General features: G+C 64.7%; 16 protein-coding genes. 7 read left to right on the top strand and 9 right to left on the bottom strand.

Features of this window, described 5'->3' with window-relative positions; all coding sequences use genetic code 11:
• Positions 1-60: 60 nt before the first annotated feature.
• The 4 genes from ACP5E6_RS10285 to ACP5E6_RS10270 all read right to left on the bottom strand — a co-directional run bounded on the left by ACP5E6_RS10285 (position 61) and on the right by ACP5E6_RS10270 (position 3,580).
• Positions 61-1,125 carry an alkene reductase gene (locus tag ACP5E6_RS10285; protein WP_427954144.1) on the bottom strand — a complete coding sequence of 355 codons (1,065 nt, stop codon included), beginning with the start codon at positions 1,123-1,125 and terminating at the stop codon, positions 61-63.
• An 11-nt stretch (positions 1,126-1,136) separates the two neighbouring features.
• Positions 1,137-1,508 (bottom strand): ArsR/SmtB family transcription factor, encoded by a 372-nt coding sequence (locus ACP5E6_RS10280; RefSeq protein WP_427954143.1) that lies wholly within the window; start codon positions 1,506-1,508, stop codon positions 1,137-1,139.
• 94 nt (positions 1,509-1,602) lie between these two features.
• Complete coding sequence (gltA, locus tag ACP5E6_RS10275) at positions 1,603-2,919, bottom strand: citrate synthase (protein ID WP_427954142.1); 1,317 nt, start codon at positions 2,917-2,919, stop codon at positions 1,603-1,605.
• A gap of 142 nt (positions 2,920-3,061) precedes the next feature.
• Positions 3,062-3,580: a SixA phosphatase family protein gene (locus ACP5E6_RS10270; RefSeq protein WP_427954141.1), complete on the bottom strand. Its 519-nt coding sequence runs from the start codon at positions 3,578-3,580 to the stop codon at positions 3,062-3,064.
• A gap of 96 nt (positions 3,581-3,676) precedes the next feature.
• Between ACP5E6_RS10270 and ACP5E6_RS10265 the strand changes: the two genes are divergently transcribed.
• The 4 genes from ACP5E6_RS10265 to ACP5E6_RS10250 are packed head-to-tail and all read left to right on the top strand — an operon-like array spanning position 3,677 to position 7,366.
• Positions 3,677-4,396, top strand: a complete 720-nt coding sequence (locus ACP5E6_RS10265) for an SDR family NAD(P)-dependent oxidoreductase (protein ID WP_427954140.1) — start codon at positions 3,677-3,679, stop codon at positions 4,394-4,396.
• An 18-nt stretch (positions 4,397-4,414) separates the two neighbouring features.
• Positions 4,415-5,050, top strand: coding sequence for a DUF6134 family protein (locus ACP5E6_RS10260; protein WP_427954139.1), 636 nt, complete (start codon positions 4,415-4,417; stop codon positions 5,048-5,050).
• 10 nt (positions 5,051-5,060) lie between these two features.
• Positions 5,061-6,602 carry a cryptochrome/photolyase family protein gene (locus ACP5E6_RS10255; RefSeq protein ID WP_427954138.1) on the top strand — a complete coding sequence of 514 codons (1,542 nt, stop codon included), beginning with the start codon at positions 5,061-5,063 and terminating at the stop codon, positions 6,600-6,602.
• Complete coding sequence (locus ACP5E6_RS10250; RefSeq protein WP_427954137.1) at positions 6,599-7,366, top strand: SDR family NAD(P)-dependent oxidoreductase; 768 nt, start codon at positions 6,599-6,601, stop codon at positions 7,364-7,366. The genes ACP5E6_RS10255 and ACP5E6_RS10250 overlap by 4 nt, the downstream gene beginning before the upstream one ends.
• Positions 7,367-7,384: 18 nt before the next feature.
• Here ACP5E6_RS10250 and ACP5E6_RS10245 read toward each other — a convergent pair whose 3' ends face one another.
• Together ACP5E6_RS10245 and ACP5E6_RS10240 are read right to left on the bottom strand one after the other, a co-directional pair.
• Positions 7,385-8,080, bottom strand: a complete 696-nt coding sequence (locus tag ACP5E6_RS10245; protein WP_427954136.1) for a TVP38/TMEM64 family protein — start codon at positions 8,078-8,080, stop codon at positions 7,385-7,387.
• Positions 8,077-8,826: a glycosyltransferase family 2 protein gene (locus ACP5E6_RS10240; RefSeq protein ID WP_427954135.1), complete on the bottom strand. Its 750-nt coding sequence runs from the start codon at positions 8,824-8,826 to the stop codon at positions 8,077-8,079. Before ACP5E6_RS10240 ends, ACP5E6_RS10245 begins: the two co-directional genes overlap by 4 nt.
• A gap of 290 nt (positions 8,827-9,116) precedes the next feature.
• On the opposite strand from ACP5E6_RS10240, the gene ACP5E6_RS10235 reads away from it, so the two are divergent.
• The 3 genes from ACP5E6_RS10235 (at position 9,117) to ACP5E6_RS10225 (ending at position 10,856) form a co-directional block, all read left to right on the top strand.
• A complete protein-coding gene (locus tag ACP5E6_RS10235) occupies positions 9,117-9,428 on the top strand; it encodes an EthD family reductase (RefSeq protein ID WP_427954134.1) in 312 nt (103 codons plus the stop codon).
• A 157-nt stretch (positions 9,429-9,585) separates the two neighbouring features.
• Positions 9,586-10,092 (top strand): hypothetical protein, encoded by a 507-nt coding sequence (locus tag ACP5E6_RS10230; protein ID WP_427954133.1) that lies wholly within the window; start codon positions 9,586-9,588, stop codon positions 10,090-10,092.
• Positions 10,089-10,856 (top strand): tyrosine-protein phosphatase, encoded by a 768-nt coding sequence (locus tag ACP5E6_RS10225; protein ID WP_427954132.1) that lies wholly within the window; start codon positions 10,089-10,091, stop codon positions 10,854-10,856. Before ACP5E6_RS10230 ends, ACP5E6_RS10225 begins: the two co-directional genes overlap by 4 nt.
• Positions 10,857-10,917: 61 nt before the next feature.
• Here ACP5E6_RS10225 and ACP5E6_RS10220 read toward each other — a convergent pair whose 3' ends face one another.
• The 3 genes from ACP5E6_RS10220 to ACP5E6_RS10210 all read right to left on the bottom strand — a co-directional run.
• The gene (locus tag ACP5E6_RS10220; protein WP_427954131.1) at positions 10,918-12,006 is read right to left on the bottom strand and encodes an OmpA family protein; all 1,089 of its coding nucleotides are present in this window, start codon (positions 12,004-12,006) and stop codon (positions 10,918-10,920) included.
• Between the two features lie 307 nt (positions 12,007-12,313).
• Complete coding sequence (locus ACP5E6_RS10215; protein WP_427954130.1) at positions 12,314-13,402, bottom strand: OmpA family protein; 1,089 nt, start codon at positions 13,400-13,402, stop codon at positions 12,314-12,316.
• Between the two features lie 144 nt (positions 13,403-13,546).
• The coding region (locus ACP5E6_RS10210) for a DUF2155 domain-containing protein (protein ID WP_427954129.1) at positions 13,547-14,054 on the bottom strand (508 nt) is incomplete at its 5' end.

The raw sequence follows: 14,054 nt of genomic DNA, 5'->3' as shown, positions 1-14,054 counted from the left end.
ATCGCATAAAATCGCTCGAGAAAACATAGAGCTAGAGCGTTAGGCTGAAAGCATAACGCTCTAAGCCGCTTTCCGCGCCACCGGATAGTCGATATAGCCTTCAGCACCCCCCTGATAGAAGCTCGCGACGCTCATCGGCGGATTGAGCGGCAGATCCGCGCTAAACCGCTCGACCAGATCCGGATTGGCGATATACGCCTTGCCGAACGCCACCGCATCGACCTCACCGGCCATGATCGCCGCTTCCGCGGTCGCCTTGGTGAAACCCTCGTTCCCGATATAGACACCCCCGAACGCCGCTTTCAGCTGGGGTCCGATCCAGTCGGCCGCCTTGTGCTCCCGCGCGGCAATGAACGCGATCTTGCGCTCACCCAACGCGCGCGCAACATAGGAAAACGTCGCCAGCCGATCCGAATCACCCATCGAATGCGCATCGCCGCGCGGCGCCAGATGCATCCCGACCCGATCCGCCCCCCAAACCCCGATCACGGCATCGGTCACTTCGAGCATCAGACGGGCACGGTTCTCCAGCGACCCGCCGTAACGGTCGGTGCGCCGATTGGTGCTGTCCTGCAGGAATTGATCGATCAGGTAGCCGTTGGCGCCATGGATCTCGACGCCATCGAACCCGGCGAGCTTCGCATTCGCCGCCGCGACGCGAAACGCCTCGATCACCGCGGGGATTTCATCGGTCGCGAGAGCGCGCGGCGTCACATAGGGTTTTTCCGGCCGCACCAGACTGACGTGCCCCTCCGGCGCGATCGCGCTCGGCGCCACCGGCAATTCGCCGTTCAGGAACATCGGATCGGAAATCCGCCCGACGTGCCAGAGCTGCGCCAGGATCAAGCCGCCCTTGCGATGCACCGCCTCCGTCACAATCCGCCATCCCGCCACCTGCGAGTCCGACCACAGGCCCGGCGTCGCCGCATAGCCGACGCCCATCGGCGTGACCGAGGTCGCTTCGGACAGAATCATGCCCGCGCCGGCGCGCTGGGCATAATATTCCGCCATCAACGCGTTGGGGATGCGCACATCGCCAGCCCGCGCACGGGTCAACGGCGCCATAACGACACGGTTGCGCAAGGTAAACGCACCGACGCGAAGGGGTTGGAATAAAATCGACATTAATTGACCTTTCAGGAGGATTTCTCAGAGACGGAGGGCGGCGCAGTCGCACCGATCGCCGCGGCGAGAGACGCGAGCAGCGCATCGATCGCGGCATCATCGCGCTTGAAGAACACGAACGGGCCGATTTTGCGCCCAGTGATCAGCCCCGCAGCCTGCAAGGCGGCGAGATGCGCCGAAATGCTCGATTGCGAGAGCGGGCAGGACGCTTCGATCCGGCCGGCACAGACGCCCAGCGACAGCGGATGCGCCTGATCCGCGAAATAGCGCTCAGGATCGCCCAGTTTCGCCAATATCGCCCGTCGCACCGGATGCACCAGGGATTTGATCCCCTCGTCCAGATCCGGCGCCGGCGTCGGCGCGGTGATCGATTCGACCGTCATACCCCGATATATAAATCGGGTTCACCCGATATAAAGATCGCCTATGACAAATTTGCGCAATGCAGCATTGCCCGCCGGAATCATCCGGCGCGCCTCATGTCCGTGCGGCGATCGCGACATAATCGCGCTGAGGCGATCCGGTATAGAGCTGGCGCGGCCGGCCGATGCGCTGCAACGGGTCCTCGATCATTTCCATCCATTGGCTGATCCACCCGGTGGTGCGGGCCAGGGCGAACAGCGGGGTGAACATCGTGGTCGGAAACCCCATCGCCTTGAGAATGATGCCGGAATAGAAATCGACGTTCGGGTAGAGTTTGCGGCTCACGAAATAGTCGTCATCGAGCGCGATTTTCTCCAACTCCATCGCAAGATCGAGCATCGGCTCGTTCTTGATGCCCAATTCACCCAGCACCTCATAGCAGGTCTGCTGCATGATTTTCGCCCGCGGGTCGAAATTCTTATAGACGCGATGGCCGAAGCCCATCAGCTTGGTGGCGCTGCTCTTGTCCTTCACCTCGGCGATGAAGGCGGGAATGTTCTTTTTATCGCCAATCTCGCCGAGCATTTTCAGCACCGCCTCATTGGCGCCGCCATGCGCCGGGCCCCAGAGCGCCGAGATGCCGGCGGCAATGCAGGCGAACGGATTGGCCCCGGTCGATCCGGCCAACCGCACCGTCGAGGTCGATGCATTCTGCTCGTGATCGGCGTGCAGGATCAGGATCCGGTCCATCGCCCGTTCGAGTATCGGGTTCTTGCGGTAGGATTCCGCCGGCACCGCGTTCATCATGTAGAGAAAATTCTCCGCGTACGACAAATCATTGCGCGGATACATGAAAGGCTGGCCGATCGAATATTTATAGGCCCAGGCGGTGATGGTCGGAATTTTGGCGATCAGCCGGAACGCGCTGACCTCGCGCTCATGCGCGTCGTTGATATTGACGCTCTCCGGATAGAACGCCGACATCGCCCCGACCACGCCGCACAGCACCGCCATCGGGTGCGCATCGCGGCGGAATCCCTCCCAGAACCGGCGGATCTGCTCATGCAGCATGGTATGGCGGGTGATGCCGGTATTGAACGCCTGGAATTGCTCCTGGTTCGGCAGATCGCCATACATCAGCAGATAAGCGACTTCGAGAAACGTCGATTTCTCGGCCAGCTGATCGATCGGATAGCCACGATAGAGCAGAATCCCCTCATCGCCGTCGATATAGGTGATCTTGCTTTCACAGGAGGCGGTCTCGCCATAGCCGGGATCGAAGGTGAAAATCCCCGATTGCGCCTGCAACTTGCGGATATCGGCGACCTGCGGCCCCAAAGTGCCGGACAGCAGCGGCAAGCTCGCCGATTTGTTGGTGCCCTCGATCGTGATGGTCGCATGGGTCGGCGCGCTGCTGGCGGTCGTGCTCATGGGCATGGTCCTCTGGGGCGATCGAGCAAGCGCGACGGCGCCGCCTTACGCATGGGATGAAACGATACCGGATAAAACTGAAATGAGTGTAAATCGAACCCGGCGTCCCGCGCAACCTTCGCGCCTGCAACATGAATGGAATTCACCGCGGCAGTGACGGCGGATCAACCACCCGTTGCAACCGCGCCGCCCCCGCGCGCAGATCCCGCCACGGCGTCATGATCACGAAATCAGCGAGCCTCGCGGTCGGAAATCCCTCATGCAACGCTTGAAACGCCGGCGATTCCCGCGGTGCCCCCGCCGCCAGGCTGAGCGCCAGATCATGCAATCCGGGGTTATGGCCGACCAGCATGACACTGCGCACCGTCTCGCGCAGCCCGCCCAGCACCTCGAGCAGCCGCGCCGGCGATGCCATGTACAGCGCGTCGAGCACCTCGATATTCGGCTGATCGTCCCAGAAGGCGATGCTATCCAGCGTCTCGCGCGTCCGCCGCGCCGATGACACCAGAACGACATCGGGCTCGATGCCCAGCGCGCGCAAACAGCCCCGCATCCGCATCGCCGCGTCCCGTCCGGCGGGGCTCAACGCCCGGGCGTGATCGGCCTCACCATCGTGGGCGCGCTCGGCCTTGGCATGGCGCATCAGAATGAGCTGGTGCATGAACCTCCTTGATCGTTTTCGCCGTTCTGATGTTTATGACCCCGACTGACCTCGCGATCCAGAGCATCTGCCCTATTTATCGGACCGGAGGTATGCATGACTGATACGATCGTTGTTATCGGCGCGACCGGCGGCATCGGCGCGGCGCTGGCGCGGCTGCTGGCCACGCGCGGGGTGCGGCTGCACCTGATCGCGCGCGACAGCACCGCGCTCGCCCCCCTCGCGGCGGCGCTTCAGGCAAGCCACGCCATCGCCGACTGCACCGACGATGCCGCCCTCACCGCCGCCGTCACCCAGGCCGGACCGCGGATCGCCGGCCTCGCCTACTGCGTCGGTTCGATCCTGCTGAAACCGCTGAAACGCGCGAGCGTCGCCGATTTCGCCGATACCTTCGCCCTGAACGTGATCGGCGCGGCGCGCGCGGTGGCCGCCGCCGAACCCGGTCTGCGGGCGAGCGGCGGATCGGTCGTCCTGTTCTCCTCCATCGCGGCACGGACCGGGTTTTCCAACCACACGGTGATCGGCAGCGCCAAGGCGGCGGTCGAGGGACTCACAATCGCTCTCGCCGCCGAGCTTGCGCCGGTGCGGGTGAACTGCATCGCCCCCAGCCTGACCCGTACCGCCATGGCGGCCGGCCTGACCGGCAACGAGGCGATGGCCAAGGCGATCGCGGCGCAACACCCGATCCCGCGCCTCGGCGAAGCCTCCGACGCCGCCGCCCTCGCCGGGTTTCTGCTCTCGCCCGACTCCAGCTGGATCACCGGCCAGGTCATCGGCGTCGATGGCGGGCGCAGCACCCTCCGCACCAGAGCCTGACAGGAAAGACCGCACCGCATGCAAGCCTCGATCGATCGCCGGAGTTTCGTCGCCATGGCCGCCGCAATCGCCCTGCCGCTCCCCCGCGGCGATCGTTTGATGTTCGAGGTCTTCCGCAACGGCAGCAAGGTCGGCGAGCAGCATCTTCGTTTCATCCGCGCCGGCGACATGCTGACGGTGGACAATTACGTCGAGCTGAAAGTGGCGCTGCTGTCGATCCCGGTGTTCCGCTACGCCGCCCATATCGTCGAGCACTGGCGCAACAACGAATTCGTCTCCGCCACCAGCGCGGTCGACGATAACGGAACGCAGCACCAGCTGATCATCGAGAAACAACCCGGCGGCGTGGTCATCGCCGGCAACGACACGCCGCGCTACATCGCCCCGCCCAATGCGCTGCCGCTCACCTACTGGAACAAGGCGATGCTGCGCGGCCCGATGATCAACATGCAGACCGGCCATACCGACACCCCGACGATCACCGATCGCGGCTGGTTCAAACTCCCCGCGGCACCCTCCGGCACCGTCACCGCGCAGGATTACAAACTCACCGGACCGATCCGCCTGTCGGTCTATTACAATCAGAAAAATATCTGGTCCGGCCTCGCGTTCGATCACAAGGGGCATATTTCCTACAAGCCGGTGATCGGGTGAGCGGCGGCGCATGACCGCAATGCTGCGCGTCGTTCTGGGCGATCAATTGTCGCGCGGCATTGCGGCACTCACCGATCTCGACGCGGCGCGGGATGTCGTGCTGCTCGCCGAGGTGATGGGCGAGTGCACCTACGTGCCGCACCATCCACAGAAAATCGCGATGGTGCTGGCCGCGATGCGGCATTTCGCCACAGCGTTGCGCGCCCGCGGCGTGACCGTGCGCTACGTGACGCTCGACGATCCGGACAATACCGCCAGCCTGTCGGGCGAGGTGGCGCGCGCGGTCGCGGCGTTGCGTCCATCGCGGATCATCGCGACCGAACCCGGCGAATATCGCGTGCGCCAGGCGATGCGCAGCTGGGCCGACGCCACCGGCATCCCCTGCGAAATTCGCGAGGATACCCGCTTCCTCGCCTCAACCGAGGCATTCGCGCGCTGGGCGGAAGACCGCAGGCAGTTGCGGCTGGAGTTCTTCTACCGCGAGATGCGGCGCAAATACCGCCTCCTGCTCGACGGCGAGGCGCCGGAAGGCGGACGCTGGAACTACGATGCCGAGAATCGCAAGGCGCTGCCGGCAACGATGCCCATCCCGTCCCCCCGCCGGTTTCCGCCGGATTCTGAGACACGCGCGGTGATCGCCCTGGTCGCCTCCCGCTTCGCCACGCATCCCGGCACGCTGGAGCGGTTCGACTATCCCGTGACCGCGCAGGACGCCGAAGCCGGAGCCGCCGATTTCCTGACCCATCGCCTGCCGCAGTTCGGCGACTGGCAGGACGCCATGGCCGCCGGCACGCCTTACATGTTCCATTCTCTCGTCTCGGCGCCGCTCAACCTTGGCCTGCTCGACCCGCTCGACCTGTGTCAGCGCGCCGAAGCGGAATACCGCGCCGGCCGCGCGCCGCTCAACGCCGTCGAGGGGTTCATCCGCCAGATTCTCGGCTGGCGCGAATTCATCCGCGGCGTGTATTGGCTCCACATGCCCGACTACGCGGCAAAAAACGCGCTCGGCGCCGACCAGAAGCTACCCGGCTTCTACTGGACCGGCGAGACCGACATGCGCTGCATGGCCGACGCGATCGGCCAGACCCTGACGCTCGCCTACGCCCATCACATCCAGCGGCTGATGATCACCGGCAATTTCGCCCTGCTCGCGGGGCTCGACCCCGATGCGGTCGATCGCTGGTATCTCGCCGTCTACGCCGATGCCTATGAGTGGGTCGAAATGCCCAATACCCGCGGCATGGCGCTCCATGCCGATGGCGGCATCGTCGGCTCGAAACCCTATGCCGCGTCGGGTGCGTATATCAACCGGATGAGCAATTATTGCGGCACCTGCCACTACGACGTGAAGGACGCCACCGGCGCGCGCGCCTGCCCGTTCAATGCGCTGTACTGGGATTTCATCGCCCGTCACGAGGCGCTTTTCGCCGCCAATCCGCGGATGGCGATGCCGGTGCGCGGCTGGCGCGCCATGACCGATCAGAAACGCGGCAAGCTGCGGGCGCGCGCCGCGTCATTGCGCAACGCCCTGACAGAAGGCATCAGAATTTGAAAATCCCAACCCCGACCGACGGCATCGTATGGATCACCGGCGCGTCCAGCGGCATCGGCCTCGCCCTGGCCGAGGCGCATCTGGCGCGCGGCTGGACCGTAGCGGTCACCGCGCGGCGCGAGCCGGAGCTGCAGGCCCTGGCGGCGCGGTTTCCCGGCCGCGTCATCGTCGCCCCCGCCGACGTGACCGACGCCGCAGCGATCGGCGCGGCCGTGACCCGCATCGAGGCCGAGCACCTCATCGCGCGCGCCATCCTGAACGCCGGCACCTACGAGCGCGATACCGCCGAAACCTTCACCGCCGCGCGATTGCGCCGGCAGGTCGAGCTCAATCTGATCGGCACCGCCATCTGCCTGGAAGCGATCATGCCGCGCCTGATCGCGCGCGCCGCCGGTCAGATCGGCCTGGTCGCCTCGCTCGCCGGCCTCGCCGGCCTGCCGGGTTCGGCCTCCTATTCCGCGACCAAGGCCGGCATGATCGCCATGGCGGAATCGCTCAAATTCGATCTCGACAAGCATGGCGTCGCCATGTCCGCGATCTGCCCCGGTTTCGTGAAATCACCCTTGACCGCGAAAAACACCTTCCCGATGCCGTTCCTGATGGAGGCGGACGCCGCCGCCCGCGTCATCCTGAACGGGCTGGACGCCAACCGCTTCCTGATCGCCTTCCCCGAAGGTCTGGCCCGGCCCCTGCGCCTTCTGCGCAGCCTGCCCTATGGTATATTTTTCCCGCTCATCGCCCGCGGCACGAGGGGTGAGGGCTGATCGGGCCAGCCACCGGTCTCAATCCCCGCCCGCCGGCACCTTCACCGCGCGCGCAACCAACTGACCGATCCGCGCCGTCAACGCCAGTGTCGCCACCACCCCGGCGCCGATCAATGCAACATGCAGCCAGCCCGGCCCGCCGCGCAGCGCCGCGATGCCCTGCACCCCAAGCGCGCCCAGCGACACATAGAGCACCAGCGCCGGCAATGAAGCCAGCGTCCCGAGCGCATAGTCGCGCAACCCGATGCCGGACAATCCAAGCGCGAACGAGGTGATCGAAAACGGCATCACCGGCGAGACCCGCATCAGCAGCACCAGCCGCCAGCCGTCGCGCCTCACGGCGGCGTCGAACCGGCGCAACCCATCCCGCCGCGCCACCAGCCGCACGATCGCCGGGCGCAGCGCCGAGCGCGCCAGCCAGAACGCCATGCCGGCGCCAAGCAGAATACCGATCGCCGCAAGCCCGAAGCCCAGCGCCACGCCATAAACCGCCCCGGCCGCCAGCCCCAGCAGCGAGGCCGGCAGAAACCCGACCAGCGCGACCAACGCCTGCACCAGCACGAACACCAGCCAACCCGCCACGCCGAACTGACGCAAACGATCGAGCGCGCCCAGCACACGCGCCGCCCAATCCGCCCCGCCGATCAAACTCAGCGCCAGCGCCGCCGCGAGCACCATGAACCCGGCGGCGATCAGCACCAGCCGCGCCGTCACGGCGCCGGTTCGCCCAGCAACGCCCAGCGTCGCAGCCCCGCCCGCGCCAGGCGAAAGCGCAGCGCGGTGTCCAGCACGCCGAAGCCATAGGTCACCGAACGGCGGAAATTGATCGACGAGGCGTCCTTGAAATACCGCGTCGGGCACGAGATCTCACCGAACCGGTAACCCGCGTGCAACGCCTGCACGATCATCTGGTTGTCGAACACGAAATCATCCGAACACCGTTCGAGCGGCAAGGTCTGCAACACGCGGCGCGACCATGCGCGAAACCCGGTGTGATACTCCGAGAAATGCTGGCCCAGCATCAGGTTTTCCGCCAGCGTCAACCCGCGGTTCGCCACGAATTTCCAGAGCGGCATGCCGCCCGCCATCGCCCCGACCCCCAGAATCCGCGAGGCCAGCACCGCATCGTAATGACCCGACACGATCATCGACGCCATCGCCGGAATCAAACGCGGCGAATACTGGTAATCGGGATGCAGCATCACCACGATGTCGGCCCCCCGGCTGAGCGCCGCCGCGTAGCAGGTTTTCTGATTGGCGCCGTAACCGCGGTTGCGCGGGTGCACGATCGTGTGCAACCCCAGCGCGGTGGCGAGTTTGGCGGTCGCATCCGTGCTCGCGTCATCGGTCAGGATCAGGTCATCGACGATCTCGCGATCGATCTCGCTCACCGTCAGCTCCAGGGTGCGCGCCGCGTTATAGGCCGGCAGCACCACCGCGATGCGTTGCCCGGCAAGCATCAGCGCCGCAACGCCGGCGCGACACCGGTCACGTCCCGCCCTCGATCATCGGACCTTGCAACCCAGAGTGCATAAACGCTTCATCGCCGCGCCGCCCGACAATTGCAAGCATCCCCCCGACCGGCCTCGCCGGGTACAGCGACGATGCAGGGCTGATTGCCGACGCAAGCAGGGTCATGTAAGGCATTACCGGTGCCGACCGCCGCCTACCGGGTGATCGCGCGTTCAACCGATACCTCGGAACGCGATGCCCCAAAACACGACCGTCCAGAACAAGGAGGAGAAACCCAATGATCGCCATCACCGTGCTCTACCCGAAAACCGATGTCTCGACCTTCGACACCGATTATTACCACGCCAACCACATGAAAATGGTCCAGGATCTCTGGGGTCCGATGGGTCTGCACAGCGCGCGGGTATTCCACGGCACCAATGGTCCCGATGGATCGGCCCCCAGTTTTGCGGTGATCGCGGTGCTCGAGTTCGAGAGCATGGCCGCGTTCGGTGCCGCAGCGGCGGCGCATGGCGGCCCGATCATGGGCGACATCAAAAACTTCACCAACGTGCAACCCATCCTGCAGTTCAACGAGATCGCGGCATAATCCCGATAATTTACTTTACTTTTCGGCGGTTCCGCCGTTAAGTGAAAGCGTGGTCGGGGAAGCTCCGGGGGCGATTTCAAGTCGCCCGCGGTCGAGCCCGACCCGATCCATTATAAGCCTGACCCGTTATAAGCCCGATCCGTTATAAGGAAGCCTCATGCGCCGCACCGCCAGCCGCCTCGCCCTCGGCCTGATCGCCGCCGCCTTCCTCGGCGGCAACGCCATCGCCTGCATGGTGCCGAGCACACAGCAGGCCATCGACGTGATCGGCCTGAAAAGCACCTTGATGGTCAGCGCCCTCACCTGCGACCAGCGCAGCGATTACGACACCTTCATGACCCGCTTCCAGCCCCATATCCTGTCCGAGCAGCACATGCTCGATGCATATTTCCGCCAGGCGCACGGACGGTTTTTCCATAAATACGAAGACAGCTACGTCACCAGCCTCGCCAATGTGCAATCCTCCGCCGGCATTCACGAAGGCAGCAATTTCTGCGACCAGAGCAAAACCCTGTTCAGCAAGGTGCTGGCGCTGAACACCCAGACCCAGCTCGATGATTTCGCCCGCCAGACCCCGGCGATCCAGCCCATCGTCGCGGTGGCGTGCGGCATCGTCGAAACCAGTTCGTTCCGCCGGATGGAGCGCCTCGCGCCCAAACCGTGACGCGTCTCGCCGGCGCCGCCAATTTCCGCGCCGTCGCGGCCCTGCCCGACGGAACCGGCCGGCGCGTGCGGCCCCACATGCTGTTTCGCTCCGGCGCCCTTTCCGAGCTGACCAGCGGTGATCTCGCCGCCATCGAGGCGCTTGGCATCCGCCTGATCTGCGATCTGCGCAGCACCGCCGAGCGCCGCCGCTTTCCCACGTCATGGCCGCCGCTCGCCCCGGCCCGCACCATCACCATGCCCGGCGACTCCGACCGTGAAGCCGGCATGCAACCGCTGATCGATCGTCTCGCCCACCAACCCGGCCCCGATGGCGCGCGCCAGGCGATGCTCGACCTGTACCGCTCGCTGCCCCGTCTGCTCGCCCCCTCGCTGCAAGCGACGTTCGATGCGGTCGCCACCGGCTGGGGTGTGCCGTTGCTCCTGCATTGCCACGTCGGCAAGGACCGCACCGGCGTCGCCGTCGCCCTTCTCCTCGCCGCGCTCGACATCGACCCCAAGGCAATTCTCGACGATTACCTGGAAACCGCCGCCCGGATCGACATCGCGGCCGAAACCCGCCATCTCGCCCGCAGCCTCGGCAGCCTGCTCGGCCGCGCGATCGACCCCGGCACGCTCGACCAGCTCGGCCGCGCCGACCCCGCCTATCTCGCCGCCGCCTTCGCCGCGATCGATCAGGAATGGGGCGGCACCGAAGGATATTTCACCGCCATCGGCCTCAGCGCCAGTCGGCGCGAACGCCTGCGCGCCCTGCTTCTGGCATAAAAACCGGGGCATAAAAAAACCCCGGCCTGAGCCGGGGTTTTTCCGATCGATCCGCTCGAAATCAGTGCAGAATGATTTCCACGCGGCGGTTCTGCGGCTCACGCACGCCCGGCCCGGTCGGAACCAGAAGATGCGTCTCGCCAAAACCCTTGATCACGATGTCGCTCTTCGGCACGCCATCCGTCACCAGCTGGGCGGCAACATTGTCGGCGCGGCGATACGACAGCTTCATGTTGTAAGCCGGCGTGCCCGACGTATCGGTATAGCCGTTCACGTTCAGGCTGGTTACATGCGTCGTCTGCGATGCCTGCGCCGCCTCGGCAACAATCTGAGTCGCGCGCGGCGTCAGATTGGCCTTGTTCCAGTCAAAAAACACCAGATACGTCCGCGCCGGAGCCGGGGCCGGGGCCGCAACAGGCGTCGGTGCCGGCGCCGGCGGGGCCGGCGGCATCGGCGGAAACAGCTCATAGCTCATCCCGACCAACACCATGTTGTTGGACTCGGTGCCAACCTTGAACGTCGCCGGCATCGATCCTTCGATACCCTTGTAGTTGCGATTACTGGTCGTCGCGAGGTAGCGATACTGCACCGTCGCCGACAGACCCGGCGCGCCGGGGATCGGGAACGACAGGCCAGCGATCGCCTGATAGGCGAATGAACCGGGCGTACCGTCGATATAGCTCGCCGTGCCGGGAATCTTCACATTCCGCCAATCGAGGAATTGATAACCGACACCCGCGCCGACGAACGGATAGACATAGGGAATCCCGATGTCGAAATCATACAGCGCATTCACCATCGCGCCGTATTTCTTCTCATTGCCACTGGCGACGAATTGTGACCCGCCGGCATCGAGCTTATGCACCTGGTTGTTGAAGTAATCGCCTTCGAGCTCGACCCGGAACCCGTTGCCGAACCCGTAGCCGATCGAGGCCTCCCCCGTGAAGCCGTTGCTGAACAGGGCCTTGGCACCAAGGTTGGTGCTGACCCCTGCAATTGAATAGCTCTTCACCTTCTGGCTGTTCAACATATTATAGCCGAGTCCGGCGCTCACATAAGGGCCGGTCACGGGCTGGGCCTGCGCGGCGATCGGCAGAACGGCCGGTGCGGCCATGACACTTGCCGCCATGAGCATTGTGCGAAATTTCATCTGTTGTCTCCTCGTGCGCCCGGAACCGTGCTGAAACATTCAAACCGGCACCCTTAAACGTCGCCCGGTATTTAGCACCGCGCCACCGGCCCGAGGAGGTGCAAAGCCGCCGTCCCTTCGGACCGCCCGATGATTTCGACAATTTGTGGCACATATGCCACAGCGTTCCCGGCAGCCCACAGCCTTATGACAACTCTGTCATCGAGGCAACCGGCGCGGTCCCCGGCTGGAATCCCGGCCCGCCCCTGCTTCGGGCATAAAAAAACCCCGGCCAAGGCCGGGGTTTTTCCGATCGATCCGCTCGAAATCAGTGCAGAATGATTTCCACGCGGCGGTTCTGCGGCTCACGCACGCCCGGCCCGGTCGGAACCAGAAGATGCGTCTCGCCAAAACCCTTGATCACGATGTCGCTCTTCGGCACGCCATCCGTCACCAGCTGGGCGGCAACATTGTCGGCGCGGCGATACGACAGCTTCATGTTGTAAGCCGGCGTGCCCGACGTATCGGTATAGCCGTTCACGTTCAGGCTGGTTACATGCGTCGTCTGCGATGCCTGCGCCGCCTCGGCAACAATCTGAGTCGCGCGCGGCGTCAGATTGGCCTTGTTCCAGTCAAAAAACACCAGATACGTCCGCGCCGGCGCCGGGGCGGGCGCTGCCACAGGCGTCGGCGCCGGGGCCGGTGCCGCGGCCGGCGGCACTGCCGGGAACAATTCGTAGCGTGCCCCGATCAGCAATTCGTGGTTGCCCGAATGGCCAACGTTCACGAACGAGCCGTAATCATTGTATTTCCGGTCATGCGTCAACTCGGTGTACTGGTACTGCGCGGTGAGCGCGAGACCCGGCACCTGCGGAATATTATAGGCAACGCCGGCGCTGACGTCATAGGCGAAGCTGCCATAGGTGCCACCGATCTCCGAATCGGGGGCCGGCAGACCGACATGCTGCATCTTCTGCCACATGTAGCCGATGCCGCCGCCCACGAACGGTACGAAATTCGTGCCGGTCGGAATATCGTAATAGCCGTTCAGCAGCATGCCATAGGTGTCGATGTTGCCATGAACCCGCGTGCCGCCATAAACGCTGTCATCAACCTTGCGCGCGCTGTTCTGGAAGAAATTACCATCAACCTCGACGCGAAAGCCATTGCCCAGCCCGTAGCCCAGGCCAACCTGCCCGGCATAATCCAGCCGGCTGATCAGGCTGCCGGTCTGACCCATGGCCGAAGGGGCCACTTCGTATTTCTGGCTCTGCATGATGCTGGTGCCAAGCCCCAGGTCAACATAAGGGCCGGTCACCGGCGCCGGGCCACCCGCCATCTGAGCGTGCGCCAACGGTGCCGCCGCCACGATCGCCGCCCCGCAGGTCGCGGCGAAAAGGATCGAACGATATTTCATAAAGCCTCCATTTTGATAACAACCTTGCGGCATAAGTTTGGAACGCAGAGCGCAGGTTACAATCATCTGATCACCCTCCGCCATGCGCTTGTCAATTAAGATCTCGTCATTTCACCGGTATTTACATTCTGTTGCATCACAGCATCACCCTGTGCGACCGGTGCAACCGATCAACCGCATCGTCACTGCCGCATTGCCGACCACTGTGGCACCCGGTTCGGAGCGGATCAGCCATCCGCGAAACAGGGGGGCGCCATCGCTTGAAGCCGCGTCGGCGCTAACAGTCGATGACGTCACGGTGATGAAAATCGCCGCATCCGGCGTCATATCCGCCGGCCGGACGACGCAGGCGCCGATCGCGATCGATAATTTACCCTCGCTGACCGACGATCCAACCGGAACCCGCAACCGGTGCACCGCGCCGTCCTCCTTGTCGAGCACATCGAGCACGGCAACCGCGCGCTGATCCCAGATCGGCTTGACCGCCGCCGGCGCGTCAGGCGTGGCGACCGGCGGCGCCGTGCCGGCCACCGGCGGCGCCGCCTCACCCGCCGGCGGCAATGCCAGCCCGCCAGCGGCCAGACCGGCCGATGCCGCGCCACCCCCCGGCAGATCGGGCGCGGGCAAACCCTGCGCCTGCGGCGCTTGCAAC

It is taken from the genome of Acidiphilium sp., assembly GCF_049977125.1.
GTDB lineage: Bacteria > Pseudomonadota > Alphaproteobacteria > Acetobacterales > Acetobacteraceae > Acidiphilium.
Note: the sequence above shows the minus strand (reverse complement) of the source record. Positions and strands in the feature narration are given on the sequence as shown.